General features: G+C 63.0%; 22 protein-coding genes and 2 pseudogenes. 19 read left to right on the forward strand and 5 right to left on the reverse strand.

Going from position 1 to position 26,030, the window contains the following annotated elements; genetic code table 11:
• Positions 1-13: 13 nt before the first annotated feature.
• From QMG80_RS17295 to QMG80_RS17325, 7 genes are all read left to right on the forward strand, one after another.
• On the forward strand, positions 14-1,540 hold the full coding sequence (locus QMG80_RS17295; RefSeq protein ID WP_085770316.1) for a c-type cytochrome: 1,527 nt from the start codon (positions 14-16) through the stop codon (positions 1,538-1,540).
• Positions 1,537-1,983 carry a hypothetical protein gene (locus QMG80_RS17300; protein WP_199769024.1) on the forward strand — a complete coding sequence of 149 codons (447 nt, stop codon included), beginning with the start codon at positions 1,537-1,539 and terminating at the stop codon, positions 1,981-1,983. Before QMG80_RS17295 ends, QMG80_RS17300 begins: the two co-directional genes overlap by 4 nt.
• On the forward strand, positions 1,980-3,449 hold the full coding sequence (locus QMG80_RS17305) for a c-type cytochrome (protein ID WP_085770317.1): 1,470 nt from the start codon (positions 1,980-1,982) through the stop codon (positions 3,447-3,449). The genes QMG80_RS17300 and QMG80_RS17305 overlap by 4 nt, the downstream gene beginning before the upstream one ends.
• 26 nt (positions 3,450-3,475) lie before the next feature.
• Positions 3,476-6,241 (forward strand): hypothetical protein, encoded by a 2,766-nt coding sequence (locus tag QMG80_RS17310; RefSeq protein ID WP_085770318.1) that lies wholly within the window; start codon positions 3,476-3,478, stop codon positions 6,239-6,241.
• Between the two features lie 7 nt (positions 6,242-6,248).
• Positions 6,249-8,174 (forward strand): GMC family oxidoreductase, encoded by a 1,926-nt coding sequence (locus tag QMG80_RS17315; protein ID WP_085770319.1) that lies wholly within the window; start codon positions 6,249-6,251, stop codon positions 8,172-8,174.
• 181 nt (positions 8,175-8,355) lie between these two features.
• On the forward strand, positions 8,356-10,143 hold the full coding sequence (locus tag QMG80_RS17320) for a di-heme-cytochrome C peroxidase (protein WP_085773463.1): 1,788 nt from the start codon (positions 8,356-8,358) through the stop codon (positions 10,141-10,143).
• 233 nt (positions 10,144-10,376) lie between these two features.
• Positions 10,377-11,615 carry a cytochrome P450 gene (locus QMG80_RS17325; RefSeq protein WP_085770320.1) on the forward strand — a complete coding sequence of 413 codons (1,239 nt, stop codon included), beginning with the start codon at positions 10,377-10,379 and terminating at the stop codon, positions 11,613-11,615.
• A 22-nt stretch (positions 11,616-11,637) separates the two neighbouring features.
• Here the strand turns inward: QMG80_RS17325 and QMG80_RS17330 are convergent, their stop codons facing one another.
• The 3 genes from QMG80_RS17330 to QMG80_RS17340 form a co-directional block, all read right to left on the reverse strand.
• The gene (locus QMG80_RS17330; RefSeq protein WP_085770321.1) at positions 11,638-12,558 is read right to left on the reverse strand and encodes an SPFH domain-containing protein; all 921 of its coding nucleotides are present in this window, start codon (positions 12,556-12,558) and stop codon (positions 11,638-11,640) included.
• Between the two features lie 203 nt (positions 12,559-12,761).
• Positions 12,762-14,273, reverse strand: coding sequence for a histidine--tRNA ligase (gene hisS / locus QMG80_RS17335; protein WP_085773464.1), 1,512 nt, complete (start codon positions 14,271-14,273; stop codon positions 12,762-12,764).
• Positions 14,274-14,460: 187 nt separating this feature from the next.
• A complete protein-coding gene (locus tag QMG80_RS17340) occupies positions 14,461-16,665 on the reverse strand; it encodes a hypothetical protein (protein WP_085770322.1) in 2,205 nt (734 codons plus the stop codon).
• Positions 16,666-17,102: 437 nt separating this feature from the next.
• Here QMG80_RS17340 and rpmG point away from each other — a divergent pair, with 437 nt between their 5' ends.
• The 4 genes from rpmG (at position 17,103) to QMG80_RS17360 (ending at position 19,948) form a co-directional block, all read left to right on the forward strand.
• Entirely contained in the window at positions 17,103-17,270 is a 168-nt protein-coding gene (gene rpmG, locus QMG80_RS17345) for a 50S ribosomal protein L33 (protein ID WP_085773465.1), read from the forward strand.
• A gap of 644 nt (positions 17,271-17,914) precedes the next feature.
• Positions 17,915-18,319, forward strand: a complete 405-nt coding sequence (locus QMG80_RS17350) for a hypothetical protein (protein WP_085770323.1) — start codon at positions 17,915-17,917, stop codon at positions 18,317-18,319.
• Positions 18,320-18,347: 28 nt separating this feature from the next.
• Positions 18,348-19,088, forward strand: coding sequence for a 3-deoxy-manno-octulosonate cytidylyltransferase (locus QMG80_RS17355; protein ID WP_102938051.1), 741 nt, complete (start codon positions 18,348-18,350; stop codon positions 19,086-19,088).
• Positions 19,085-19,948, forward strand: coding sequence for a prephenate dehydratase (locus QMG80_RS17360; protein WP_085770325.1), 864 nt, complete (start codon positions 19,085-19,087; stop codon positions 19,946-19,948). The genes QMG80_RS17355 and QMG80_RS17360 overlap by 4 nt, the downstream gene beginning before the upstream one ends.
• Before the next feature lie 235 nt (positions 19,949-20,183).
• On the opposite strand, the gene QMG80_RS17365 is transcribed toward QMG80_RS17360, so the two are convergent.
• Positions 20,184-20,693, reverse strand: coding sequence for a MarR family winged helix-turn-helix transcriptional regulator (locus QMG80_RS17365; protein WP_085770326.1), 510 nt, complete (start codon positions 20,691-20,693; stop codon positions 20,184-20,186).
• Positions 20,694-20,807: 114 nt separating this feature from the next.
• On the opposite strand from QMG80_RS17365, the gene QMG80_RS17370 reads away from it, so the two are divergent.
• The 5 genes and pseudogenes from QMG80_RS17370 to QMG80_RS17390 all read left to right on the forward strand — a co-directional run bounded on the left by QMG80_RS17370 (position 20,808) and on the right by QMG80_RS17390 (position 23,053).
• Positions 20,808-21,974: an MFS transporter gene (locus tag QMG80_RS17370; protein ID WP_085773467.1), complete on the forward strand. Its 1,167-nt coding sequence runs from the start codon at positions 20,808-20,810 to the stop codon at positions 21,972-21,974.
• Between the two features lie 12 nt (positions 21,975-21,986).
• Positions 21,987-22,172 (forward strand): annotated as a pseudogene (locus tag QMG80_RS17375) (alpha/beta fold hydrolase); the annotation flags it as partial.
• 6 nt (positions 22,173-22,178) lie between these two features.
• Positions 22,179-22,430 (forward strand): annotated as a pseudogene (locus QMG80_RS17380) (prephenate dehydratase); the annotation flags it as partial.
• Between the two features lie 117 nt (positions 22,431-22,547).
• Positions 22,548-22,775, forward strand: coding sequence for a hypothetical protein (locus tag QMG80_RS17385; protein ID WP_085770327.1), 228 nt, complete (start codon positions 22,548-22,550; stop codon positions 22,773-22,775).
• Positions 22,772-23,053 (forward strand): type II toxin-antitoxin system RelE/ParE family toxin, encoded by a 282-nt coding sequence (locus QMG80_RS17390; protein WP_085770328.1) that lies wholly within the window; start codon positions 22,772-22,774, stop codon positions 23,051-23,053. Before QMG80_RS17385 ends, QMG80_RS17390 begins: the two co-directional genes overlap by 4 nt.
• A gap of 106 nt (positions 23,054-23,159) precedes the next feature.
• Here the strand turns inward: QMG80_RS17390 and QMG80_RS17395 are convergent, their stop codons facing one another.
• Positions 23,160-23,660, reverse strand: coding sequence for a GNAT family N-acetyltransferase (locus QMG80_RS17395; RefSeq protein WP_158658575.1), 501 nt, complete (start codon positions 23,658-23,660; stop codon positions 23,160-23,162).
• Positions 23,661-23,834: 174 nt separating this feature from the next.
• Here QMG80_RS17395 and QMG80_RS17400 point away from each other — a divergent pair, with 174 nt between their 5' ends.
• From QMG80_RS17400 to QMG80_RS17410, 3 genes are read left to right on the forward strand one after another with little or no spacing between them, the layout of a single operon-like run.
• A complete protein-coding gene (locus QMG80_RS17400) occupies positions 23,835-24,269 on the forward strand; it encodes an HIT family protein (RefSeq protein WP_085770330.1) in 435 nt (144 codons plus the stop codon).
• A gap of 14 nt (positions 24,270-24,283) precedes the next feature.
• Positions 24,284-24,838, forward strand: a complete 555-nt coding sequence (locus QMG80_RS17405; protein ID WP_085770331.1) for a gamma-glutamylcyclotransferase family protein — start codon at positions 24,284-24,286, stop codon at positions 24,836-24,838.
• 57 nt (positions 24,839-24,895) lie between these two features.
• Complete coding sequence (locus QMG80_RS17410; protein ID WP_085770332.1) at positions 24,896-25,891, forward strand: LLM class flavin-dependent oxidoreductase; 996 nt, start codon at positions 24,896-24,898, stop codon at positions 25,889-25,891.
• Positions 25,892-26,030 lie beyond the last annotated feature (139 nt).

The raw sequence follows: 26,030 nt of genomic DNA on the forward strand, positions 1-26,030 counted from the left end.
GAGACTTCTCGGCATGGATTACGATCCACCAACACCGGTCGAAAGCCGGCTGGCGAAGAAGCGTCTGGTTCGCTGGCTCGTCATCGCCGCACTGGCGCTGCTCGGCGTCTACTACCTCGTTTTCGTCAACCAATATGTGATCGCGTATGAGAACGACGTCGATCACTTCAAGCACGGCTCGATCGGCAGCGAGGTCGCCAATGGCGTGCCGACACTGGTGCTTCGGGCCTTGCCAGTCATGTACAAGAATGAGCTTGGACCCGGCGGCTACAGAAAGTTCGGACTGCTCTACGAGACGCCGAATGCGGAGCTGCCGATCGGCTTCTCGCGGCGGGTCGTGCAGGGCGTAGAGCGCGCGTGGCTGAATTGCGCGGTCTGTCACGTCGGCACCTACCGATTGGCGGCGGCGGACCCTCCAAAATATCTCTATGGCGCTCCCGCCAACAATTTGCGCTTGCAGGAATTCAGCAAATTTCTTTTAGGCGTCGGCGCTGATCCCGGCTTTACCGCCGACTCGCTGATTGCCGCCATCAATAGCCCGGAGGTCGGCGGGCGTTTGAATTTTGTCGAAGAAGCCATTTATCGTCACATTGTCTATCCGCGCGTGCGCGATGCGCTGCAAGAGCTGGGAAAGAAGCTCAGCTTCCTCAACCGGCAGAACGATTGGGGGCCGGGCCGCGTCGACACCTTCAATCCATACAAAGCCATTCAATTCGGCCAGAGCCTGGACGAGCGCCACATCACGAATGAGGAGCTCAACGGGTCGTCCGACTACCCCTCCATTTGGCGCCAACGCCCGCGCGAGGGTTTGTTTCTGCATTGGGACGGCAACAACAGCTCCGTCGACGAACGCAATCTGAGCGCGGCGCTCGGCGCCGGAGTCACGCCTGTGACCGTGGATCGCAAATCCATCGCGCGCGTCAAGCAATGGACATGGGATCTCACGCCGCCGGAATTTCCGGACCGCTCGGCGATCAATCTCGCCGCCGTGGAGCGTGGGCAGGTCCTTTATGCGGAATACTGCGCCTCCTGCCACGGGATGCGTGACAAGGGATCGCAGCAGTACAGCTACGACCGTCATCGCTTTCCTGCGCTGGGCGAGGTGACGAGGCTCGACGACATCGCGACCGATCGCGGCCGCTGGGCCTCCTACACGACGGATTTTTCCGGATCGCAGAACCTGCTCTACGCGGGATACCCTTGGCGGTTCTCTCATTTCCGCAAGACGGGCGGATACGCCAATCAGCCGCTGGACGGCATTTGGGCCCGCTCCCCCTATCTGCACAACGGCTCGGTGCCGACCTTGCGCGACCTTCTCGAGCCCGCAAAGAACCGGCCGACCGTCTGGTATCGCGGCTCGGACCTCTTCGACGTGAAGAAGGTCGGCTATCGCAGCGACGCCGAAGCCGGCGCCGAGCTCTTTCGTTATGACACGTCCCTTTCCGGCAATTCGAACGCGGGGCACGAGGGGGCCTACTATGGCACCGAACTCTTGCCCTCAGATAAAGACGCGCTCGTGGAGTATATGAAAACGCTATGAAAAACAACGCTCTTTATGATTCGTCCACCGTGTGGATCGCGCGCTATTCCCTCCTGATCTGGATCGGAATCGCCTTGAACCTGACCCTGATCATCCCGCTGTTCTTCTTTCCGGAGCAGATGATCGCCTTCTTTCACCTTCAGCCGCTGTCGCAGACGATCTGGGCGCGAGTGGGCGGGATGCTCCTCGCGATCATCTCCGTCTTCTATGTTCCGACGGCGATCGACTTCGCGCGCTACAGGACCTACGCATGGCTCGGCGTGTTCCCGTCGCGCACTTTCGGGGCCACGTTCTTCGCCGTTGCGGTGTTCCTGTTCAATCAGCCGCCTGGATTTCTCCTCGTCACGCTCATTGACGGATTCATCGGTTTGACGACGCTGATTTGCCTGATCAAGATCCGTGAGCGGGAGAGTCGTGAGGCCCTTAGCGGAGAGCGGACATGAAGACGCTCCTGCTGCCAAAGCTGCTCGCCGGCGCGCTCGTGCTGCTGCTGACGATCACGATCGCCGGCTATCTGATCTTCCTGCGGCCGATCGCGCAGCCTTGGACTGCCGATCCGGCGCGATTGTTCAATCACGGCTCCATCGGCAATGAGACGTCGCAAGGTCTTCCCTATTGGATCTGGCGCGTCTTGCCGCAGATGTTTCCGGAACATTTGCCGGGCCGCCAGGACGGCTATTGCTCGCTCGGATTGTTTTGGGAGCCTGGCGAGGAGTTGCCGGTCGGCTTCTCGAAGAAGACCATCGGAGTCATTCCGCGAGTCTCCGCGAACTGCGCCTTCTGTCACCAGAGCACCTATCGGCTTCACCCTGACGAGCCCTCGAAGCTGGTTGTGGGCGGAAGCGGCGGCGCCGTCGATCCGCAGGGTTTTCTGCGCTTCTTGATGCGCTCCGGAGCGGACCCGCGCTTCACCGCCGATAATTTCTTGAACGAGATCACAGCGATCTACGACATGCCGCTTTGGGAGCGCGCGCTGTACCGCTACGTGCTTGTCCCATTCACGAAGTCGGCGCTCAACGATCAGGCCAAACGTTACGCCTGGATGGACTCGCGCCCGAACTGGGGCGCGGGCCGGATCGATCCGTTCAATCCCGTGAAATTCTATAATCTGAAGCTGGCGGACGACCACACGATCGGCAATTCCGACATGATGCCGCTGTGGAATTTGTCGGCTCTGAAGGAGGGCTCCGGCTACGCGTTGCATTGGGACGGCCTCAGCACCTCGCTGGAGGAGACCGCGCTTGCGGGCGCCATCGGCGACGGGCTGGTCTCCAACGCCTATGCCGACACGAAGGAGAATCTGGCGCGGATCGATGATTTCATCCGCCTGAACCAGCCACCGCCGTCGCCGTTCAGCACGACGCTGAACCCGGCCGATCCTTTCCGCGTGGAGACGGCGCAGGTGGAAGCGGGCCGCGTGCTCTATCGCAGTCTCTGCGCCGACTGCCACGAGCCCACGGGCGCGCGATATCGCACCGTGATTCCCGCCGGTGAAATCGGCACCGACCGCCATCGCATCGACATGTGGACCGCCGAAGCGGCGGATCGCTACAATCATTACGAGGCGGGCTATAATTGGGGGTTCAAGGCGTTTCAGAAAATCAACGGCTATCTGACGAATGAACTGACCGGCCTTTGGTTGCGCGGGCCCTATCTGCACAATGGCTCGGTGCCGAGCCTGCGCGAGCTTTTAAATCCCCCGAAGCAACGCCCCTCGGTGTTCTACCGCGGCTACGATCTCGTCGACGCGAAGAACGGCGGCTTCGTGAGCCAAGGCGCGGAGGCGGAGCGAGTCGGGTGGCGATACGAGACCTCCACGCCCGGCAACGGCAACGAAGGCCATGCCTACGGCGTCGACCTTTCCAATGAGGATAAGGAAAACCTGCTCGCCTACCTGAAGACGCTGTGACGCGCACGGCCGCTGGAGAGTCTCTGATGACGATGGTTTCATCGAAAGTTTTTCGTATTTTCCGCTGGACGCTGGCGATACTCGCGCTGCTCGGCCTCGTGGTTATCGCGCTCTTGACCTGGGCGTATTTCGCTCTCGTCGCGCCTCGCTGGTCCGAGTTCGGAACCGTGAAGGACGAAGCCATGCGCGCGGGTTTGACGCGCAAGAACTTTCCCGCCGCCGACGACGAATATTTCGCGAAGATGGACAAGGGCCTGCTGGTCAAGCCCTCGGACGCGAACAGCTATCCGCCCGAGATCCAGCAGATCGCCTCGATCGCCAAGCTGACGCCGGAAGAGGTTCGCAAGAGCGCGATCCGCGGTCAGAACGGCTGGATCGTGTGGACCGGCGGCAATGATCGGTTCTGGGACTACGCGGCGCGGAACCTCTTGGGCGTCTTCGACCTGCTGAAGATCTTGTCTTCGCACAAGTCCCAATATTACGGCCGGCATAATCGGTGGGCCTATCTCGGCCTCGTCAACGAGCCTTGCTACAGCGAAGCGGATGCGCCCGATCCGTCGCGCTACGGCCTGTGGCTCGATCGCCGCGATCCGTCCTGTCCGGCGGACCCTTTCGCGGATGCGAAGAAGTATCCCGGCGTCAAGGTCGGCTCCCGCGGGCAGACGCAGCCCGTTGGCTCCTATTATGGCGAGCCGAGCGGCATTGTCGGCCTGCGGCTCTTTCCCAATCCCGACTTCGACGAGGCGGCACAGGCGCGCTGGGACGCCGATCGCTATTACAACGATCCGAGCTACTACAATGATCCGAACCTCGTGCGGCCCTATCGCGTCGGCATGTCCTGCGCTTTCTGCCATGTCGGACCGAACCCCATCAATCCGCCGACGGATCCGGAGAACCCCGCCTGGGAAAACCTGACCTCCAATCCCGGGGCGCAATATTATTGGGTCGACCGCATCTTCTTCTGGGACACGCGTCCTCGCGGCAAAGATGGCGCTCCCACGCCCAACGAAGGCAATTTTCTTTACCAATTGTTCCACACCAGCCCGCCCGGCGCGCTGGACACCTCTCTGGTTTCGAGTGACTATATGAACAACCCGCGCACGATGAACGCGGTCTACAACACCTTGGATCGTCTCGTGCTCGCCGAGCGTTGGGGCAAGGAGAAGCTCGCCGGCGGCGAGCTCGACAACAAGCAGTTTGGCGACTACGCGCTCACGTCGGCGCTCGGGTCCTTCTGGGACCCGCGCTCAGGCGAGGTGCATACGATGCGCGTGCTGAAGGACGGCTCGGACGCCGTCGGCGCGCTCGGCGCCTTCAATCGCGTTTATCTGAACATCGGCCTCTTCAGCGAGGAATGGCTGCTGCATTTCAACCCCTTCGTCGGCGGCCGGAAGATCACGCCGATCAAAATCTCCGACGCCGAGCGCAACTCGGCCTATTGGGGCGCGACGGAAGACATGACGCCCGACATGGCGGTGTTCTTCCTGACCACCGGACGCGCGGACAAGCTGAAGGACGCGCCCAATGGCGCTTCTTATCTGCAGCCTTACGATTCCGAGATCGTCAAGCGCGGCAAGCTGGTCTTCGCTGAGAACTGCGCCGCCTGTCACTCCAGCAAGATCCCCCCTGCGCCCGCCAATTCGGGCATCGACGACGGCATTTGCGCAGGCGGCGGCGCCGGCCCTGAATACCGGCAATGCTGGGATCGCTATTGGCAATGGGCGCAGAGCCCGGAGTTCAAGCGGGAGATGGTGAAGCGCGTGCTGGAGCCTGGCCCCGACGGCAAGGATTTCCTCGACGGAAACTATCTCTCGACCGAGCGCCGCATCCCGCTCGACCTCGTTCAGGTGAACGCTTGCGGTCCTCTCGCGAGCAACGCGCTCAAGGACGACGTCTGGAACGACTTCTCCTCGGACACGTATAAGACGTTGCCGCCCGTGAAACCGGTGACCATCAACCACCCCGTTTCTGGAGCGCCGTCGTCTTTCCAGCCCTTGGGCAATGGTCGCGGCTATTTCCGTCCCGCGTCGCTCGTCAGCGTCTGGTCGACGGCGCCGTTTCTCTCGAATAATTCGCTCGGACTCGAAGAGCCAAAGAGCCACGCCTATCGCTTGGGCGGCGAGGCTTCTCGCAAGGAGACGGAGCCCTATAGGGCTGATCCCTATAAGACGGTGGATCATTGTCCGAGCGCGGACCCCGACAACCCGGACATGCCTTGCGTCGAGAACCGGCTGCGTCAGTTCGACCGCTCGATCCACGAGCTTCTTTATCCCGAACGCCGCCGCAGGGACCCCACGACCGCGGCTCCGGGCTACATGTATCGCACCACCGCGCCGACCTGCATCCGGGCGCCGAAGGAGTACACCCCGGCGCTGGCGCGCAGCGCTGCGGGCCTGCTGCACTGGGCCGCGCCCTGGGTTTTCCAGCCCGACGGCGCCGTGGCGCTGGGCCCCTTGCCGAAAGACTTCCCGATCAACGCTCTGACCAACACCAAGCTCCTACCCGACAATGACGAGACGGACATGCTTGGGCATGTGTGGAAGCTCGCGCGCGCGGCGCCGACGATCATCAGCGCCTTCTCGCAGTTTGGCGGCGCCTGCTCGGCCGAAGAGCTCGCCGATCCGGGAACGCAAGTGCGCGCCGAGCGGGTCGTGCGCGAAACGGGGCTGCTCGACACGCTCATCGGCATCAGCAAGTGCCCGGATTACGTGGTCAACCGCGGCCACTACTTCGGCGCCGATCTGCCGGCCGCCGACAAGGAGGCCCTGATCGAATACATCAAGCACTTCTGATGACGCTATGACCGAAATCGAGACATTCGATTACATCGTGGTCGGGGGCGGCGCGGCAGGCTGCGTGGTCGCGGCGCGCCTCGCCGAAGCGGGGCGACAGGTGCTGCTGCTCGAGGCCGGCGACGACCCGGTCGATGAGGAGTCTGCGTTCACGCCCGCGGACCCGCTGGCGCGCTCGGCGCCCGATGATTACCGCACGCCGGCCTTCCACCCCTTCGCCGCCGAAAATCCGTCCTTCCGGTGGAATTTTTGGGTTCGCCATTATGCGAGCGCCGAGCAGCAGCGTCAGGACAAGAAATATTACGACGTCTATGAAGGCGAACGCGTGGACGGCGTGCTCTATCCGCGCGCCAGCGGACTCGGGGGCTGCGCCGGCCATAATGCGATGATCGTCGTGCGTCCGTCGAACGCCGACTGGAATCATATCGCCAACATTACAGGGGACGCTTCCTGGAAAGCGTCCAACATGCAGAAGTATTTCCGCCGTATCGAGGATTGTCGATACGGCAATCCGCTCTGGCGCTGGCTCGCGCGCCTGACCGGGTGGAACCCGACAGGTCACGGCTTCGACGGATGGCTGACGACGCAGCGGGCGACGCCGCTGCGCATTCTCCGTGACTGGCGGCTGAAGCAAGCGCTCAAAGATGCTGTTCTCGCGGCGGCGGCGCTGCTGCCCAAAGCGGCCGAACGATGGGGATGGTTCCTGTTGGGCGAGGCGGATCCCAACGACGAGCGGCTGATCAACGATCGCGCCTGGGGCCTCGTCTTGCCGCCGCTCTCGACGGCCCGGCACGTTCGGCGCGGCCCGCGCGAGTTTCTTCTCGATATGCGCGAACGTCGCCCCGACTGTCTCACCATTCGCGTCAACGCGCTCGCGACGCGCGTCGAAATCGATCCGAGGTCCAAACGCGCGGTTGGCGTGCGTTACGTCGAGGGTTCGCATCTTTATCAGGCCGCAGCACAACCCCGCGGCGTCGGAGGAAAAGAGAAGCAGGTCAATGCGCGCTGCGAGGTGATCCTGTCCGGCGGCGCGTTCAACTCCCCCCAGTTGCTGATGCTGTCAGGCGTCGGCGAGGCGAAGCATCTCAAGCAGAAGGGCGTGAAGCCCCTCCACGATCTTCCGGGCGTGGGCCTCAATTTGCAGGATCGCTACGAGATCGCCGTGGTTTCAGAAATGAAGAAGCCGTGGGAGATGCTGCACGACGTCAGCTATGAAGTCGGCGACGCGCCCTATCGCCTTTGGAAGCGCTTCGGCTTTGGACCTTACGCCTCGAACGGCGCGCTCATCTCGCTCGTCTTTCCCTCGCGCAAGGCGGCCGATCAAGCCGACCTCTTCTGTTTCGGGCTGCTCGCCGATTTCCACGGCTATTTCCCGAAATACTCGGAGGAGATCAAGAAACTGAATTTCCTCACCTGGATCATTCTGAAAGCCTACACGCGAAACAACGCCGGCGTTTTGCGCTTGCGATCGAAGGATCCGCTGGAGCGGCCGGACATCGATTTCCGATATTTTGAGAGCGCCGGCGGCGAGGACGATCTCGACGCAATCGTCGAGGGCATTCGCCTCGTCAGAAATGTGTCGGACTCCCTGCAGCATCTCGTCAAGGAGGAGACGATACCGGGTCGTGGCCTCTACACCAGCGAGCAACTGCGTCAGTTCGTCCGTGACAACGCATGGGGACACCACGCCTGCGGCACCTGCGCCATGAAGCCCTTGGCCGAGGCGGGCGTCGTGGATAGCAGCTTCCGCGTGCATGGACTGGAAAATCTGCGCGTCGTCGACGCTTCGATCTTTCCGCGCATACCCGGATATTTCATCGTCAGCTCGGTTTTCATGATCGCCGAAAAGGCCGCGGACGTCATCCTCGCAGCCGCGGACGGCCGAGGCGGCGCGCAGGCGCCAGTCGACATGGCGGCGCGAGAGCTGGCGTGAATTCTTGACGCGCGCGTCAACGAATTCCGATTCGAGCGGCCTTGCCAGAGACGGGAGATAGGAGGAGCTTCACTTCAACGCAGGGTTTATCAGCAGAACCTAGTGCGGCACGTTAACCGGCCGCTACAGCGCGGCTGCCTGGGCAAGCGGCGTCGTCGTTAAAGAAATTATGGAGGAGAATATGCGCTGCACACGTGGATTGCGAGCGTTGAGCGTCGCGGCGGCGGCGCTTGCCCTTTTTGCGAGCGCCCCGCTGAGCCGCGCGGCGGAAAAGATTGACCAAGGTCCGAATTGGACCACGGTCGCGCAAAGGGATTTTTATGCGCGAGATCAAGGCTCCCGCCTGATCCCTTGGGCCTGGATCAGCGCCTTGAAGCAGGCGGACGGCAAGCCTTTCATGGCTGAAAGCCTCGATCGCTACGGCTATCTGCCAAATCCGGAAAGCTCGCCTCCCGGCCTCCCCGTCGGCTGGGTCGTCATCTCGCAGGATGGGGCTGACATGCTCGGCATCACCTGCGCGGCCTGTCACACACGGCAGATCGAGGTTCACGGCAAGTCCTATCGCATCGACGGCGGCCCGGCGATTGCCGATCTCGGCTCGTTTTGGCGCGATCTCGACAAGGCTGTCGGCAAGCTTCTGTCGGATGACGCGACCTTCGAGGAGTTCGCCAGCGCCGTGCTCGGCGGGGGCAAGATTCCAGAGAAAGAAAAGGCGCTGCGCGAACAGGTGCAGGCCTGGCAAAAGCGCGAGCACGCCATTGCCGATCGCGGCTTGCCCAAGGACAGGCTATGGGGACCTGGACGTATCGACGCTGTGGGAATGATCCTGAATCGGCTCACGGGTCTCGACATCGGCCCGGAGCCGAGCTTCCTGATTGAGGACAACCTCCAGACCGCCGATGCGCCCGTGCGGCCCCCCTTCCTCTGGAACGCCGCCCTGCAAGACAAGACGCAATGGCCTGGCTTCTCGGACAATGGCGATTGGTTGCTGGGGCTCGCCCGCAATCTCGGCGAGGTCTACGGCGTGTTCGGGATCGTGCATCCCCAGAAAGATCCTTCGCATCTGCTGGGTTTTGACCTCAATAAGGATTCGACCGCGCAATACGAAGGACTGCTCGCGCTCGAACGAGACATTCAGCTCATCGGTCCGCCGAAATGGCCTCGCGACTGGCCACTCGACCCTGCGCTCGCGAGCGCGGGCGAGGCGATCTTCAACCGACCGACCGCGAGTGGCGGCTGTGTCGAGTGTCACGGGATACGTCCTGGCGCGAAGCGCATGTTCAATTCAGACACTTGGGCGACGCCCGTGCAGGACGTCGGTACGGACTCACGCGAGTACAGAGGCTTGGCCCGCCCCGCGAAAACAGGCGCGCTCGAGGGCGCATGGATCCCCGACACGGCCTCGCCCTACCACACGCCACCGCTCAAGCCGGTGGACGCCGCCGTCCACGTGCTCAGCGTAGCCGGCAAAGGCGCGGTTTGGCAGCATTTCGTCCCGATCTTCGTGACGCCGCAAAAGCGCGATGAGATTGATAGATTGTTGAGCCAACCAGATGGGCCGCCGCCACGGATCGCCGAGGCGCAGAGAATGACCGAGGCGTTGAAAGGCGCGTTCCCTGCAGAAGGGACAGCCGAGAGGGCGAGCGCCCCGGCGCCGGAATTCAAATATGAGTCGCGCGTGCTGCAGGGCATTTGGGCGGCGGCCCCCTATCTGCACAACGCCTCCGTGCCGACGCTCACCGAGCTTCTGAAGCCCGCCGCGGAGCGTGTGAAGGCGTTCAAGGTCGGTCCCCGTTACGACATCGACAACGTCGGGCTGGCAGAGGATCAGACGAAGTTCGACTTTACGCTGCAGACGACCGACTGCTCCGAGCGCGACTCGGGCGACAGCCGCTGCGGACATCCGTTCGGGACGACGCTTTCTGCGGACGAGAAGAAGGCGCTGCTCGAGTATTTGAAAACGCTTTGAGGCTCTCGCTCTTCGCGCGCCGGTCTCGACGGGCGCGGAGACGATGGCTGAGGGAAGCCATATGAAACCAGCCCCACCACTGGCTGCGCCGATGTCGCTTTCGATCGTTGGCTGCAGGCGCGGCGGCTCAGACAATTTTGGTGACACGAGACGCGTGCAACGCAAAGGAGACGCTTTCTCACCGCGGCGCGCATCGCCGCCCCGTTCATTTCATCGGAAGAAGGAAACGACCCATGGAAAATTACCTCGACGCCCTTGGCAAGCTGAAACCCGAAGAACGTTGGCCACAAGCGCGGCGATGGATCATGGCGGAGGAGCTCGGCTTTTACGAGGAGCTGCGCGAACACGAGCCGCTGTTGCGCTTTCCCGAGCTCACGCTCGCGTCTCGCTTCGTCGACTGCGATGAAATTCTGCGGCGTCATGATCTCTTCAGCGTTGCGCTCTATCAGCCCAAGCAAGGCGATTACTTCATGGCGCAGGACGACACCGCGCAACACTGGCGCGAAAAATCGATCATGCGCTGTGTGCTCGACTTCGAGGAAGTTCCGAGAATCCGCGCTTTCGTCGCCGACAAGGCGAAGAGCCTGCTGGCCTCGGGCAAAGGCGACTTCGACGCCGTGAAGGGGCTGACGCGCGCTACGCCGATCGCGCTCGTGCAAGAGTGGTTCGGCTACGTGGACAGCGATGCCGACGATCTCTGCGCATGGTCCTACTGGAGTCAGATGGACTCCTTCTGGAACCAACCCTTCGACGCAAATCCCAATTCGGCGCAAATTATAGCCAACAGCCAGGCCGGCGCCGTTGCGCTCGGAAAATATATGACCAGCCTCGTCCAAAAGCGCAGCGCCGAGCTTGCTGCCGGCGTGAAGCTGGAGGATCCCGTCTCGCGCCTCATCCTGCTCGCCCGTTCCGGAGGGCTCAACAATTTCCCGCCCGAGCGGCTGATCCGCAACATCGGCGGCCTATTGATCGGCGCGGTCGAAACGACGTCGCATGCGGTGTGCAATGTGATCGAGTTTTTCCTCGGCAGACCGGAGCTGCTGGAGCGCGCGCGCGCGGCCGCGGGCGCCTCGGATCCGACAGCCTTCGACGGTTACGCTTTTGAAGCCCTGCGTTTCCGGCCGGCCTTCCCCTACTTCTTCCGCACTGTCACGGCGCCCACGGTGCTCGGACGAGGCTTGGAATATGAGCAACAGTTCGAGACGGGGGAAACGGTGTTCGCGCTGACGCATTCGGCGATGTTCGACGAAAGCGCCTTCGTCAATCCCGAGGATTTCGATCCGAAACGCGGCATAACTAACAGCTTCCACTTCGGCCTCGGTCTGCATGAATGCCTCGGCCGCGCGGTCGCCTCGGTCATGATTCCCGAGATCGTGCGTCAAGCGCTATTGCTTCCCGGATTGACGGTCGATCCGATCGACACGCAAGGCGGTCCGGTGCCGGAGTCCTGGCGCTGGCGGTGGCCCGCCTGACGCGACCGTTCCGCGGGCTCGCCTATTTCGCCTTCTCCGCGGCGAGCATCGATTGCATGAGCTGCTCGGAAATCTCCTTCACCGCTCCCGGCGAATGCGACAGGAAGAGCGTGTTGGTCTTGTCGCTCTCGCCGATGCTCTTCAGCGTGTCGAAATATTGCGTGATCAGCACGAGCTGCATCACCTCGAGCGTCGACGTCGTGCCGACGACCTTCTGAAACTCCTCGATCGAGCTTTGCAAGCCCTCGATAATCGCCTTGCGCTGATTGGCGATGCCCTGGCCCTGCAAGGCCTTGCTCTCGGCCTCCGCCTCGGCCTTTTTGACGACAAGCACCTTCTCCGCCTCGCCGCGCGCGGCGGCTGCGACCTGCTCGCGCTGCGCCGCGTTGATGTCGTTCATCGCCGATTTGACCTTGGCGTCCGGCACGATGTCGGTGACGAGCACATTGACGATCTCATAGCCGAAGCCCGCCATGTCGGCGTCGAGCTCCTTCTTCACCGCAAGCGCGATGCTCGACTGGCTGGCGAAGACTTCGTCGAGCGTCATGCCGGGCACATGGCCCAAGATCACCTGCTCGACATAGGATTTGATCTGCGCGTCCGGATTGGAGAGCCGATAATAGGCGTCGTAGACGCTCGCAGGCCTCACCCGATTTTGCACTGAGATCGGAATGGTCACGAAGACATTGTCTTTTGTCTTCGTCTCCATCGTCAACGCGATCTGATTGACGCGCAGGCTCACGCGCCCAACGACGGCGTCAATGAGCGGCCATTTCCAGTTGAGACCCGCCTCGGCGATGCGCAGGAATTTGCCGAAACGCGCGATGACTGCGGCTTCCGCCGTCCGCACGGTGAAGAAGCTGCCGATGACGAGCGCCAGCGCTGCGATGGCTAGGAAAATCAGGAGAAAGACGACGGCGGTCGAAGTTGCGGCGTGATCCATTTTGGCGGCCTCCTATGGCCCCTGGGGCAACGACTTTCCAATCCTCATCCAGAGGAGCGCCCGCAGGGCGCGTCTCGAAGGATGAGGCTCCCCGATTCCGGCGAGATCTCGCCGCTGCCCACCCTTCGAGACGCCCGCTTCGCGGGGCCTCAGGGTGAGGGAGCTGCAGGTTCGCGGCGCCGTGAGAAGCGGCCTCTTTGCCCTTACTGCGCGGCTCCGCCCGAAAGCATCTGCCGCACGCGCTCGACGAGCTCGGCTTCCGGCGCCGAGACCTGGGCGGGGCGTTGCGCCTTCCATTCCTCATTGGTCGAGATGGAGGCCGCAGCCCGCGCTCCGGCTTCCAGATCCTTGAGCTGAATCTCTCCCCTCGCCTTCTCGTCCGAGCCCTGGATCACGACGAGCGGGGCGTCGCGCTTGTCGGCGTATTTCATCTGCGCCTTCATGCCGGCCGCGCCCAGGTAAAGCTCGGCGGCGACGCCTTCTCGGCGCAATTGCGCGACCATGCGCTGATAATCCGCGATCCGGTCGCGGTCGAGCACAAGCACGACGACTGGCCCTCGCCGCGCGGGCTCGGCCACGACGGGGCTGCGAACGGCCTGAAGCGCCGCGAAGAGCCGCGACACGCCGATCGAAAAACCCGTGGCCGGCGTGTCCTCGTTGCGAAAGCGCCCGACGAGCCCGTCGTAGCGACCGCCGCCGCCGACCGAGCCGAAGCGCACGGGATTGCCCTTCTCGTCCTTGGTCTCGAACGTGAGCTCGGCCTCGAAGACGGGACCCGTATAATATTCGAGCCCGCGCACGACGGAGGGGTCGATCCGGATGCGATCGGCGCCATAGCCCGCGTCGCGCACCAAATCTTCGATCTCCAACAGCTCCTCGGCGCCCTGCGCGCCCACGTCGCTCTTGCCGAGCAGGCCGAAGAGATCGACGCTGGCCTTGCCATCGGCGTATTGCCCGCCGCAGCTGAAGGAGAGAAGCGTGTCGATCGCCGCCGCGTCGAGCCCCGCGCCTTTCGTGAAATCGCCGCTCTCATCCTTGCGGCCGGGACCGAGCAAGAGCTTCACGCCTTCAGGGCCGAGCCGGTCGAGCTTGTCGATCGCGCGCAAGACGGCGAGCCGCCGCCCCGCGCTCTCGGGACCGCCGATCCCGACAACCTCCATCACGCCGTCGAGCACCTTGCGGCTGTTGATCTTGATCACATAGCCGCCGCGCTCGATCCCGAGCCGCTCCAGCGTGTCGGACGCCATCATGGCGAGCTCCGCATCGGCGGCGGGCGAGGCGGAGCCCACCGTGTCGGCGTCGAACTGCATGAACTGGCGAAAGCGCCCCGGTCCCGGCTTCTCGTTTCGGAACACATGGCCGACGCGGTAGGAGCGGTAAGGCTTGGGCAAGGAGTCGTAATTTTGCGCGACGAAGCGAGCGAGCGGCGCGGTGAGATCGTAGCGCAGCGACAGCCATTGCTCGTCGTCGTCCTGGAAGGAGAAGACGCCCTCATTGGGGCGGTCCTGATCCGGCAGGAACTTGCCGAGCGCGTCGGCATATTCGATGGCGGGCGTCTCCAGCGCCTCGAAACCATAGAGCTCATAGACCTCGCGAATGGCCTCCAACATGCGTCGCGTGGCGGCAAGCTCCGCCTGGGCGCGGTCTGAAAGTCCGCGTGGAAGCCGCGCCTGGGCTTTTGCGGCTTGCGGAGAAACGGCGGTGTCTTTGGTCATTTTGGGCCTCTTGCGAGGCCGTCTTTTAGCCGCGCTGAGCGGCGCTGAAAAGCGCGGCGGCGAGATCGGCCGCCTTCTCCGGATCGCAAGAAGAATGGCGTCTTCTCCGAGAGCCGCAAGCGAAATGGCTCGAATCGGAGAGACCCGCCCGCGCCGCCTGGCGCGGACAGGCTTCTGCAAGCGAGATTCAGCGTTCCGCCAGATCCCCGACGCGCTCGATCAGCTGCCGGGCGCGCCGGATCAATCGCTCGGCGTATCCCTGGGAGATCGGCTTGTGGCTGAAGGCGGCGGCGTTGAGCGCGGATTTGATCTCGGACGCCACTTGGTCGCGCTCGGTCGTTATCTCGTCGATCTTCCCGAGATAACGCGCATAGCCGGCGTCTTCACCCTTGATCGCGCGAGTCGCGGCGAGCAGACTGTTGCGGCCGACCGAACCGAGCGGCGCATTGAGCTGCTTATAGACGCGCGCCAAAGCGACGAAGCCGGCGCCCCCCTCCTGCTCCCCATCGTCGGACGCAACAGAGTATGGCAGCGCGCCGGATTGGAGCAGTTCGACCAGCACGCGTCCATCCTGCACGTAATCGTCAACGAGACCAACAAGCGTAAGCAGGGTCGGACGAAGGTCCGTGTGATCGGAGAACACGCCGTCATAGCGACCGAGCCGCTTCACGCCGGGACCCGCCATGCCGAACCAAGTGCGGGTGATCTCCTTCTGCACGTCGCCGTGATTCCAAGCGAAGCCGGCGGGTCCGGGTGGGTTTTTGCCGTCGTTCTGGAAGACGCAATGAGTCGGAACCGTAGCGCAGTCGCTTTTTGGCGCGTTCGGCTGCAACACGCCGCCGCTCACGAAGCCGCCCGTCGTTTGGAAGAAGTAGTCCGGATTGCCGAACATGACGAAGCTCGGCGTGCGCGCCGGGCTCGACGTCACCATATGCAGCAGCTTCATCTCGGCGCGGTCGGCCAGATAGGGCGCAAGCGTGTCGAGGTGATCATTCTTGCCCGGCAAGGGATTGTTCCAGACCAAGGCCGCGAGGTCGAGCTCGAGCTTGCGCGTCACCGCGTCCGTCGGCTGCGGATTGCCGTCGATATAGAGCGGCGGCGCGTCATCCGAATGGACGAAGAACGGCGTCGCATTACCGCGCTCGGAATCGAGCAGCGAATCGAGGTTCGTGGTGAGCTCGCCGACGCTGCGGTTCGTCAGGCCGAGCGCCGGGTTGGCGGTCTGCGGGTAAGTGCAAGCAACATTGACGCCGTCGCAATTGCCCGGCGACGGCGCGCCGCCGACGAAGTGGTCATTCTCGTCCGCGGTGATAATGAAGATCGAGTTGTCGGGCGTGATCCCGTCCGCGGCGAGGCGAGCGAAGAACTTGCCCCAAGCGGCGTCATACTGCTTCAGCTGCGCGACATGAGCCGCTTCGCCCGGACCGAAGGTTCCGGCGCCGCTGCGATTGTCGTGCGCGTCGGCGATATAGCCGAAAACCACCGGAACGCCGGCTTCCAGCATCGTCGCGATATAGCCGAGGGACTGCGTCGCCGTCGGATTGAAGCCGTTCGGGAAGCCCGGCTGGCCGAAGCTGTCGGCGATGACATTGCCGTCCAGGTCCTTGATGGGGCCTGAGGGCGAGATCGCCGGCCGCGCGTTGATGTCGCCATAGAGCGCCTTGAAGCCCGTATAGCCGCCGGCTTCATCCGGCAAATTGTCGGCGCCGCCGCTCTGGCAGAGGGCGCTGCCCTGGGCGCAGTGAATCGCGACGCCGAGCCAATTGGTGCTGGCGAGCTGACGCGTCGCCGCGCTGCTCGAGGCGAGCTGCGCCCGCACCGCGACGTCCTGGGGAGAGCCGGCGCCGAAGACCGTGGTGACGTCGCTCGGCAGCGTCTCGAACTCCAGATCGGCGATCGAGAAGGCGCCCACGTCGCAGCCCGCGCGCGTGAAGGGAACCCAAGGCGCCGGCGCCGTCTTGCCGTTCTCATTGATCAGCACCGGCTTGCCGCCGTCGAGCGCGTTTGTCGCGGTCCAATAGACGAAAGAAGGCTGGCCCGCGCTCGGATGCCCCGCGGCGTCGAACACGCGATAGGAGTTCGAGACCGGCATGCCCAAGCGGTCGTGATAGAGGCCCGTGAGCGTCGCGAGGATGTCGCCGGCCGTATGCGAGATCAGCGGCGTATAATGATTGCCGCTGACCACACCATTGTTTTGTAAGAAATTGAGCAGATTGGGCATCAGCTCGAGATCCGACGGCACGTTCGGATTGTCGCGACGCAGGTGAACATTGTCGAACTGGATTTGGATGATGCGCTTGACGCCGTCGCCGAGCGTGCAGGAGGCTTGCGCCGGCGTGGCGGCCAGCAATATGCCGGTTGCGCCGAGCGCGAAGATGTTAATTTTATTCATGGAACACTCCCAGGAAAATGCGTGCGGCGAGAAACTAGTGGAGGCCGCGGTCAGAATGATTAAGATCAGATAAAACTTTGATGAAGTTAATCCAAAACCCGCTCCTGGCGGACAACGCCGTTAGCGGCGCGTCGACGCTGTTCACGAAAGCCAGAGCATTTTCTCTGCGCAGCTTCGAGTTCGCCCCTTCTTAGCCCGACCACTGGGCTATCGAGCGAACGGTTGAATCCCCGCCCTCATCCTTCGAGACGGCTCCCGCGGAGCCTCCTCAAGAGGCGGACTCGCGAGCGGGCGGCATCAGCCGATTGCCCTGGCCCGACCACCGCTCGCTTGACAAAATCCCGCGCCCGCCTATGGTGCGCGCCAATTCGGAGCTTCGCTGGCGCCTCCCGCGTCGGCGAGCCCGATTTCTCTTTTTCTCGAGACGGAACAAGCCCATGGCCAAGGCCGCAATGATCAAGATCAAGCTTCTGTCGACCGCCGACACGGGCTTTTTCTACGTGACGAAGAAGAACGCGCGCACCAAGACGGAGAAATTCGCGTTCAAGAAATATGATCCCGTCGTGAAGAAGCACGTCGAGTTCAAGGAAACCAAGATCAAGTGAGCGGCCGGACGCTAAGCCGGCCGGCGCGGCCAGCTTATGCGGCGTCATCGCGAGCGGAGCAGAGCGGCCGCAGCGGCCACCTCGAAGCCGCGATGAGCCTCAATGCTGCGTTAATTGCAGCGCCCCATTGATTTCAAAATATCACGTTTGATTTCCACACTTCGCCGTCGCGGCGTTTTGATTCGCCGCGCGCCATGGCGCATGCGCAATCACGCGCTCGCTCGAGCTTTCACTCTTGCTCAAGCTTTCGCTCACTGTGTCGTGATGATTTGGGGGAACCGCCGCACCTTGTTTAGGCGGCCGGCCAGCGCGGGCTTCAAGGAGGCCACTCCAACCCACGCCAGCCGGCCAACCCCACGGACCCAGGAGATGCGGCGGACCTGAGCACTCCGTAGGGTATTCGAATATTCTGTCTAGATGCGACGGACGTTCAAGTTCTCTCTCGCCCTTAAACGCCGTCGGCGTCTGCCGTTTGGCTGAAAGTCAGAATACATCCGTTGCATGAAAATGCAACTCTCCGTTATGAAAATCATCACCCCCTCGAAACTGGGGCTTTTCGGGTTTATAGCGCGGTCTTCCGGGTCTCGAGCAGGAGCTTGGGCAAGGGCAAGAGGCGCGGTCGTGAGTCGCGCGGAGGAGATCGAATGAACGCTCGCTTTGCATTACCGTTAATCGTCGTTGCGACGGCGTGTCTTTCGGCCTGTAGCGGTGGCGAGCCGGGAGACGCGGCGGGCGCCAAGGTGCTGCGAAATCTGCTCGAGCGGGCGAAGGTGCCGGCGAAGCTCGTCTCCTTCAAGAAGACCAGCGGACGCGGCGCCCACATCGGCAACGCCGACGTCTACGAATATCAATACGAGGCGGAGGTCCAGTTTCCCGAGGGCTACGAAGCCCAATGCGCGGACGAGAAAGAGCGCGGTCCCTGCGCGGCCCTCGGCATCGCCTCGAATCGGAGCTTCCCGAAAAACGAAATTCTAAGAAGCGAGGGCATGCTGCACTTCTCCGGGACGGAAAAAGGCGGATGGATCGGCGAAGACGGCCAAACCTATTAAGCGCCAAGCTACGGCGTCGTCTTCCCACTTGAGAGCGATCGTCCTCATCCCGGCGCGGCTCGCGTCCAAACGCGTGCCGAACAAAGCGCTTCTCCCCATCGCTGGGAAGCCGTTGATCGCGCATGTCGTCGAGCGCGGTCTCGAGGCGGGGCTCGGGCCCGTGCATGTCGCGACCGATTCGGAGGAGATCGCAGCGATCGCTCGCGCCTTCGGCGTCGGCGCGACGCTGACGCGCCGCGAGCATGCTTGCGGATCCGATCGTCTCGGCGAAGCGCTCGCTGCGATCGATCCAGACGGTCGATATGAGGCGATCGTCAATCTGCAGGGCGACCTGCCTTTTCTGCCGTCGGGCGCGCTTGCTGCTTCGCTATCGCTGCTCGAAGACGCTCGCGTCGATATCGGCACGCTTGCGACTCTCGCTTCCCCAGAAGAAGAGACGTCACCCGACGCGCCCAAGATCGTCGGCACGCTCGTCGCGCCGCAACGATTGCGCGCGCATTATTTTTCGAGGGCGCGCGTTCCCTTTGGCGAGGGGCCGACCTATCGTCATCTCGGAGTCTACGCCTTTCGCCGAGGAGCGCTCCAACGATATGTCTCGCTTCCGGTCTCGACGTTAGAGGCGCGCGAAGGACTGGAGCAACTCCGAGCGCTCGAGGACGGCATGCGCATCGACGCCGCGCTGCTGGACAAGGCCCCCGTCTCGGTCGATACCCTCGATGATCTCGGCGCCCTGCGCGCGGCGGCCATCGACAGCGGAGATAAATCGTGAGCGACAAGATCGCCTATCAAGGAGAACCCGGAGCGAACTCCGACATCGCCTGTCGCGAGGCCTATCCCCATCTCGCGCCCCTGCCCTGCGCGAGCTTCGAGGACGCCTTCGCGGCCGTCTCCAGCGGCGAAGCGTCGCTCGCCATGATCCCGATCGAGAACTCGATCGCCGGCCGCGTGGCGGACATCCATCATTTCCTGCCGCACTCAGGACTGCACATCGTCGCCGAATATTTTCTTCCCGTTCATTTTCAATTGATGGCGCCGAAGGGCGCGACGCGCGAGGGCCTGAAGAGCGTCTACAGCCATGTTCACGCGCTCGGTCAATGCCGCAAGATCGTCGAGGAGCTTCAGCTGATCGCGCATACGGCGGGCGACACGGCGGGCGCCGCGCGAGAGGTGTCCGAGTGGGGCGATTCGACCAAGGCCGCGCTGGCGCCCTGGCTCGCCGCCGAGATCTATGGGTTGGACGTGCTCGGCGAGGATGTCGAGGACGAGGAGCACAACACGACGCGCTTCATCGTGCTCTCCAAGACGCCGCAATGGCCGCCCGTGGGAGAGGGGCAGACGATCACGACCTTCATCTTCCGCGTGCGCAACGTTCCGGCGGCGCTCTACAAGACGCTCGGAGGCTTCGCGACGAACGGCGTCAACATGACGAAGATCGAAAGCTACATGGTCGACGGGGAATTCGCGGCGACGCGCTTTCTCGCGGACGTCGAAGGGCATCCGGAAGAGCCGGCGCTCTCGAGGGCGCTGGAGGAGCTTCGCTTCTTCTCGCGCGAGGTCGAGATACTCGGCGTCTATCCGGCCGCGCGATTCCGCGAGACGAACATCAAGGCATTTGCGTTCGGGGATTGAACCGGACGGGTAAATCGAATCGCGCCGACTCTTATGAAAAATGGCTTCGTCTCCTAGCCAGGGAGATCGCCAACAGGCAGAGGAGCGGATGGGAAGTTGTGTTGATAGATGTCAGCGCGGATGATTTTGTCCGCTATTGCCGCGAGACAGGAGCAAATCCCCACTTCCATACGTTCAGGGGCATAGCCTCCGCCAAGGCGATAGGAAAGTTCAGTTGACGCGCGGCAGCAGCCCATCACGATTTCGGCGTCTCGGGGCATAGCCTCTGCAATTCGATCAATTTGGCGAGCAATGCAGAAAGCTGATTCTCTTCTTCCTCACTCAAGCCCTTCACGATGGCGTGCTGGTTCGCAACATGCGCTTCCAACGCGCGCTCGATAAGGGTCAAGCCTTCGGCTGTCAGCGCAACGAGCGTGCCTCGCCTATCGGCCGGGTTCGGGCGTCTCTCCACTAATCCAGCTTTCTCCAGCCGATCGATCCGGTTGGTCATGCTCCCCGATGAGATCATCGCCGCTTCATAGAGATCGGTCGGGGTCAAGGCATGGGGGACGCCGCTCCGACGCAATGTTGCGAGCACGTCAAACTCTCCCGGTTGCAGGCCAAAGGCCGCAAACACTGGGTTGAGCCGGTCCCGAGTGATCACCAGGGCTGCCTCGCCCAACCGCCCCAGCAGCACCATCGGGCCGGTGTCGAGATCCGGTCGTTCACGCGCCCATTGCTCGGCCGCTTTTGTCGCTCTATCCATTTTGGCACCTATCTTGACATCAAGATATATTATCTCTACATCAAGATACATCAAGGCGTCCGGCCTCGGCAAGAGGCGAGCGCCAGGAGTCTCGTGGAGTCTTTGGAGTCTTTCATGTCTCGACCATCGTGCCGGCTTCTGGTCCCCGCCGCGATCTTGCTCGTCGCAATCAATCTACGCCCCGCCCTGGCGTCGATCGGGCCGCTGCTCGACGCGATTCAACGCGACACTGGCCTAACCGATGCAGGCGCAGGTTTGCTTACGACCTTACCGGTGGCTCTGATGGGCGTCTCTCTCCTGGGAACGTCGCAGCTGAAGACTTTGCTCGGCGAGCGCGTAGGCGTCGCGGCGGGTCTTGCGCTCATCCTCTTGGCCTGCCTTTGCCGGTGGGCGCGGCCGGGAGCGTCCCCGCTCATCGTCACGGCCATGCTGGGCGGCGTCGGCATCGCGATGGTCCAGGCGCTCATACCTGTCATGATCCGCAACTGGGCTGGAGCCGGGACGGCGAGCGTGATGGGCCTCTATTCCACGGGGATTATGGGAGGGGCGTTGGTTTCGAGCGCAGCCAGCCCCTGGATCGCGCAAGGCTGGGGCTGGCATGCGGCTCTTGGCGTTTGGGCGCTGCCGGCGGTGCTCGGAATCGCAGCTTGGTCGGCCGCAACGAGCGCCGCCGGCAGCCTGGAGAGAACGGCCAGACACGGTGCGGTCTACCAGCAATCGCGCGCGTGGCTGCTGCTTGCTTTCTTCGGCTTGGGAACGGGCGCCTACACGCTCGTGCTTGCCTGGCTGCCGCCTTTCTACACCCAGCTCGGATGGTCGGCGCAAGAAGCCGGCGCCTTGCTAGGCGCCGTCACGCTGGCCGAGGTGATCGCGGGGATCGCCGTATCGCTGTGGATCGACCGCTCTCCGGATCGCCGCCCGGCCTTGTCCACGGCGATCGGCGCGCTGCTCATGGGCCTGTTGTGCCTCTGTCTGGCGCCATTGCCGCTCGCGTGGCCGGCGGCGCTGCTGGCGGGCCTAGGAATCGGAGCGCTCTTCCCGCTGTCGCTGATCGTCGCCATGGATCATTGCGAGAACGCGGTGGATGCCGGGACGATCGTCGGCTTCGTCCAGGGCGGCGGTTATTTGCTCGCGGCCCTATTGCCCCTCGTCGCCGGCGTGCTGCGCGAAAATCTCTCGAACCTTACGCCGGCGTGGCAGCTGATGGCGGCGCTTTGTCTTGTCCTGTTCTTCATCGCCGTCCGATTTCGCCCCAGCGACCGTCTTTCCTTCCATTCCTGAGAGCAGTCAGCCATGTCCTACTATGATGCCGCAGGCCGCAGTAACTATTTCGTCGAATTCGGTGAAGGCCGCCCGATTTTGCTGCTGCACGGAATTAGCAATTCCGGCCGAGCTTGGGGACTGCAAATTCCGGCGCTGGTCGAAGCGGGTTATCGGGTCATCGCGCCCGATCATTCAGGTCATGGAGCTTCGGGGCGGTTGGAGGCGCTCTATAAGACGATCGGGGGCTTTGCAACGAACGGCGTCAACATGACGAAGATCGAAAGCTAGATGATTGACGGCGAATTCGCGGCGACGCGCTTTCTGGCGGACGTAGCAGGACATCCCGAAGAGCCCGCGCTCTCGAGGGCGCTGGAGGAGCTTCGCTTCTTCTCGCGCGAGGTCGAGATGCTCGGCGTCTATCCGGCCGCGCGATTCCGCGAGACGAACATCAAGGCATTTGCGTTCGGGGATTGAACCTAGCGGGAAATCGAATCGCTGATGCTGCGCAAGGCTCTCCCTCTCCGCCGATTGGTCTTGCGCCCGATGGGGACGAGGCTCGCCCGAAAAGCCTCACTGTGCTAAAGTTCCCACATGATCACGGCTTTGAAGCAAATGCTCGCGTCGATCGAGAGCTGGCCCGAAGAGGACCAGGAGGCGCTGACCGAGGCGGCTCACGAGATCGCCGCGGCGCGAACCGGTGTTTACGATCTGACGCCGCAAGAGGAAGCCGCGGTAGCGGAAGGCCTAGCGCAAGCGGAACGAGGCGAGTTCGCCTCCAACGATGAAATTGCTGCGCTCTGGAAGCGTTACGGCGCATGATCGTCCGCTACGCGCGGCGAGCAGAACGTGACTTGGCTTTCATCCTCTCGTATTTGGCCGCTCGCTCTCCCGCGGGAGCGAGGCAAGTGGCAGCGCATCTGCAAGCCAGCATTGAGTTCATCGCCGAAAATCCCGGCGGCGGAATGGCGACGCGCAATCCTCGCCTATTCGTCAAAGTCGTTCCTAAGTATCCCTACAAGATTTTCTACAGGCTTCACGAGCAAGTTGTGGAGATCGTGCATATTCGCCATTCCTCCAGGCGGCCTTGGTTGAAGTGACGAGGCCTCGCAGGCTCCGCTTCTTCTCGCCGAGGTCGGGAGAGCCGCGGCGGGGTTTTTCACGAGAGTCCGGCTGGCTTACCGTAAGATTTCGCTACGCGGCGCTTCAATGCGCGTCGCGGATCACGGGCGGCGCAAGCAACCGCCCGCGCGGCGCGAAGGCGCATCGCATCATGAAGGCGGGAGAGCCGGTCCAGGGGCTCGCCACCTCGTCGAAGGCGACAGTCCGAAACCCCACCTTCGGATAATAGGTCGCATGGCCGATGACAAAGTAGAGATTTTCTCCGCCCTGTTCGAGTCGATCCAGCGCATGGCGCATGAGCGCGAGCCCGACGCCCTGTCTTTGCCGCTCAGGACGAACGCCCAGCGGCGTGAGAAAGGCGGCGGGAAGTCTTTCGCCATCCGATCGCTCGAGATGCGCGCGCGAGAAGCCGATATGTCCGACGACGCCGCTCTCGTCCTCGGCCAGCCATTCGCCAATGAGGCAACCCGCCGCGCGCAAGGCGTCGAGGAAACCCGCCACATCCTCGGGCGTGAAGGCCGCATCGACAATCTCTCGCGTGACCGCGTGATCCCGGGGCTCGACGGGGCGGAAGTGGAGGGCCATTCGCGCGGCATAGTCTGAAAGGGACAAAGACGCAATTGGCGAATGAGCTCCGCCGCGCAATCTCCCTGCTAGATTCGCGGTTTTAGGGGTGTCACGGAAAAATCTCCCCGGACTTCCCGCCCCGCCCGTTCCATGCGATAGCTCGCCGACCTTCGTTGAAGCTGCGAGGAGAGCATGGCCGTCGCCTACGACCCCGAAAACGTCTTCGCCAAAATTTTGCGTGGCGAGATTCCCTCTCACAAGGTTTACGAGGACGACGTGGCGCTGGCGATCATGGACATCATGCCGCGCGCCGAGGGGCATGTGCTGGTCATCCCGAAGAAACCGGCGCGCGGGCTCCTCGATATCGCCCCCGACGATCTCGCGGCGCTCATCAAGCGCGTGCAGCATGTGGCTAAGGCGACGAAACGAGCTTTCGACGCCGAGGGAATCACGCTGCAGCAGTTCAACGAGAGCGCCGGCGGGCAGGTGATCTTCCACCTGCACTTCCACATCCTGCCGCGCTTCGAGGGCGTCGCGCTCCGCCCGCCAGGCGCGATGGGAGACCAGGCGAAGATCAAGAGCCAGGCGGAGAAGATCAGGGCGGCGCTCGGCGCCTTTTCGGCCTGAGAGAGCACGCGTCGATGCGTATCCTCTGGCGCAAGCTCCGGACGCGGTCGTGGCTCGTTTCCGGGTGGTTTTATCGTCGCCAAGGCCTTGAGCTCTCGGGGCGCCCGTCCGACCGAGTCTGGTATTTCGCCTATGGCGCGAACATGCACGACAGCGCTTTTCTGGAGCGTCGCGGCATGCGTCCGCTCGAATGGCGCGTCGGGAAGCTGTCGGGCTACAGGCTGCGCTTCAATCTCGATGGCCGGCCGATCGGCAAGGCCGCGCCGGCCAATATTTCGCTGGACGCCTCGGCCGAGGTTTGGGGCGTGCTGTATCAGATCACTCGGCGCGACATGCTGCGGCTTGACGCCAGCGAAGGCGTTCCAGGCAAGCGCTATCGTCCGACCTGGCTCGCTATGGAGGACGCGGACGGCGCGCCTCTGACGGCGATGACCTATGTCGCGGACGGCTATGAGGAGGACCGTCGCCCCTCGCTGCGCTATCTGACGCTGCTGCGCGAAGGCGCGCGCGCCCATGGGCTGCCCGATTTCTGGGTGAATAGTCTCGAAAGCGTCGAGCCCGCGGAATAAGCGAAAAGGCACGATTCTCGCTTAGGAGCGCCCGGAATCCGCGGCGGGAGCTCCATCATGCGAACCGGGTTATTTTGCACCTATGAGAATCCCGAGAATGATTTCAGCGTCGCCTATGCGCAACAGACCGAGCTCGTCAGGCTGATTGAAAGTCTTGGATTCGACGAGGCCTGGATCGCCGAGCATCACTTCAATCCCAATGCGTCGAGCCCCTCGCCCCTGACGATCATCGCGCATCTTGCGGGGGTCACCACGCGGCTGCGCCTCGGCGCGGCAGCCGTGCTGCTGCCGTTTCACGATCCGATTCTCGTCGCCGAGCAGGTTGCGACGGCCGATCTCCTCTCTCGCGGCCGACTCGATTTGGGCGTGGCCAAAGGCGGCCCGTTCCCTGGGCAGTTCAAACATTTTCACGTGAGGCCGGAGGACGCGCGGGAGAAGGCCGTCGAGGCGCTCGACATTGTCGAAAGACTTCTCCGCGACGAGACCGTGAGTTTCGAAGGGCGCTTCTTTCAGCTCGACGGCGTATCGCTTGCGCCGAGGCCCGTGCAAAAGCCCGTGCCGATCTTTTTTGCCACCTCGACGCCGGAAACGGTGACGCTTGCGGCGGCCCGCGGTTTCGCTGTGATGGCGGCGCCGCCCTTCCCGCTCGCGGATATTGGCCAGACGCTCGACCGCTATCGGCAGAGCGCTTCCGGCGCTGATCCCCGCCTTGTGCTGATCCGCTTCTATCATGTCGAGGAGACGAGAGAGGCGGCGGTGGCGCAAGCGCGGCGCTGGCTCGAGCCGTTCATTGACCGGATGCGCGCGACAACGGCGGCGGTTCAGCCGAGCTGGTCGCCCTGGATGGATTTGGAGCGCATGATCGGTGATTCGCTCATCGGCTCCGCGGACGATATTCGCGCCAAAATCGAAGAGATCGGCGCGAGTCTCTCTCCACGCAGTCTCGTGCTGAAGCCGCTCTCCCCCGATTTCGAGACGCGCAAGGAAAGCCTGAGGCTTTTCGCCGAGACCATCGCGCCGAAGGCCCCTTCGAGAGCGCCGGTCTTGCAATAGCGAAAGCCCGAAGAAGCCCTGCGCCGGGGCCGTTTATTCAGCCCTCATTCCTTCAGTGAAATTGTTCCGGCCATTGCCGCGCCCCGTGAAACACGGGCAGATTTTCGACGGCGTCGTCGCGCACGGCCTGCCGCTGTGC

Source organism: Methylocystis bryophila (genome assembly GCF_027925445.1).
GTDB classification, from domain to species: domain Bacteria; phylum Pseudomonadota; class Alphaproteobacteria; order Rhizobiales; family Beijerinckiaceae; genus Methylocystis; species Methylocystis bryophila.

Bases quoted from the DNA above. Each gene is read 5' to 3' on its own strand.
- QMG80_RS17395 (WP_158658575.1), bottom strand. From the start codon at position 23,660: ATGGCCCTCCACTTCCGCCCCGTCGAGCCCCGGGATCACGCGGTCACG.
- QMG80_RS17370 (WP_085773467.1), top strand. From the start codon at position 20,808: ATGTCTCGACCATCGTGCCGGCTTCTGGTCCCCGCCGCGATCTTGCTC.
- QMG80_RS17305 (WP_085770317.1), top strand. From the start codon at position 1,980: ATGAAGACGCTCCTGCTGCCAAAGCTGCTCGCCGGCGCGCTCGTGCTG.
- QMG80_RS17350 (WP_085770323.1), top strand. From the start codon at position 17,915: ATGAACGCTCGCTTTGCATTACCGTTAATCGTCGTTGCGACGGCGTGT.
- rpmG (WP_085773465.1), top strand. From the start codon at position 17,103: ATGGCCAAGGCCGCAATGATCAAGATCAAGCTTCTGTCGACCGCCGAC.
- QMG80_RS17410 (WP_085770332.1), top strand. From the start codon at position 24,896: ATGCGAACCGGGTTATTTTGCACCTATGAGAATCCCGAGAATGATTTC.
- QMG80_RS17385 (WP_085770327.1), top strand. From the start codon at position 22,548: ATGATCACGGCTTTGAAGCAAATGCTCGCGTCGATCGAGAGCTGGCCC.
- QMG80_RS17390 (WP_085770328.1), top strand. From the start codon at position 22,772: ATGATCGTCCGCTACGCGCGGCGAGCAGAACGTGACTTGGCTTTCATC.
- QMG80_RS17400 (WP_085770330.1), top strand. From the start codon at position 23,835: ATGGCCGTCGCCTACGACCCCGAAAACGTCTTCGCCAAAATTTTGCGT.
- QMG80_RS17300 (WP_199769024.1), top strand. From the start codon at position 1,537: ATGAAAAACAACGCTCTTTATGATTCGTCCACCGTGTGGATCGCGCGC.
- hisS (WP_085773464.1), bottom strand. From the start codon at position 14,273: ATGACCAAAGACACCGCCGTTTCTCCGCAAGCCGCAAAAGCCCAGGCG.
- QMG80_RS17340 (WP_085770322.1), bottom strand. From the start codon at position 16,665: ATGAATAAAATTAACATCTTCGCGCTCGGCGCAACCGGCATATTGCTG.
- QMG80_RS17295 (WP_085770316.1), top strand. From the start codon at position 14: ATGGATTACGATCCACCAACACCGGTCGAAAGCCGGCTGGCGAAGAAG.
- QMG80_RS17310 (WP_085770318.1), top strand. From the start codon at position 3,476: ATGACGATGGTTTCATCGAAAGTTTTTCGTATTTTCCGCTGGACGCTG.
- QMG80_RS17330 (WP_085770321.1), bottom strand. From the start codon at position 12,558: ATGGATCACGCCGCAACTTCGACCGCCGTCGTCTTTCTCCTGATTTTC.
- QMG80_RS17315 (WP_085770319.1), top strand. From the start codon at position 6,249: ATGACCGAAATCGAGACATTCGATTACATCGTGGTCGGGGGCGGCGCG.
- QMG80_RS17325 (WP_085770320.1), top strand. From the start codon at position 10,377: ATGGAAAATTACCTCGACGCCCTTGGCAAGCTGAAACCCGAAGAACGT.
- QMG80_RS17320 (WP_085773463.1), top strand. From the start codon at position 8,356: ATGCGCTGCACACGTGGATTGCGAGCGTTGAGCGTCGCGGCGGCGGCG.
- QMG80_RS17405 (WP_085770331.1), top strand. From the start codon at position 24,284: ATGCGTATCCTCTGGCGCAAGCTCCGGACGCGGTCGTGGCTCGTTTCC.
- QMG80_RS17365 (WP_085770326.1), bottom strand. From the start codon at position 20,693: ATGGATAGAGCGACAAAAGCGGCCGAGCAATGGGCGCGTGAACGACCG.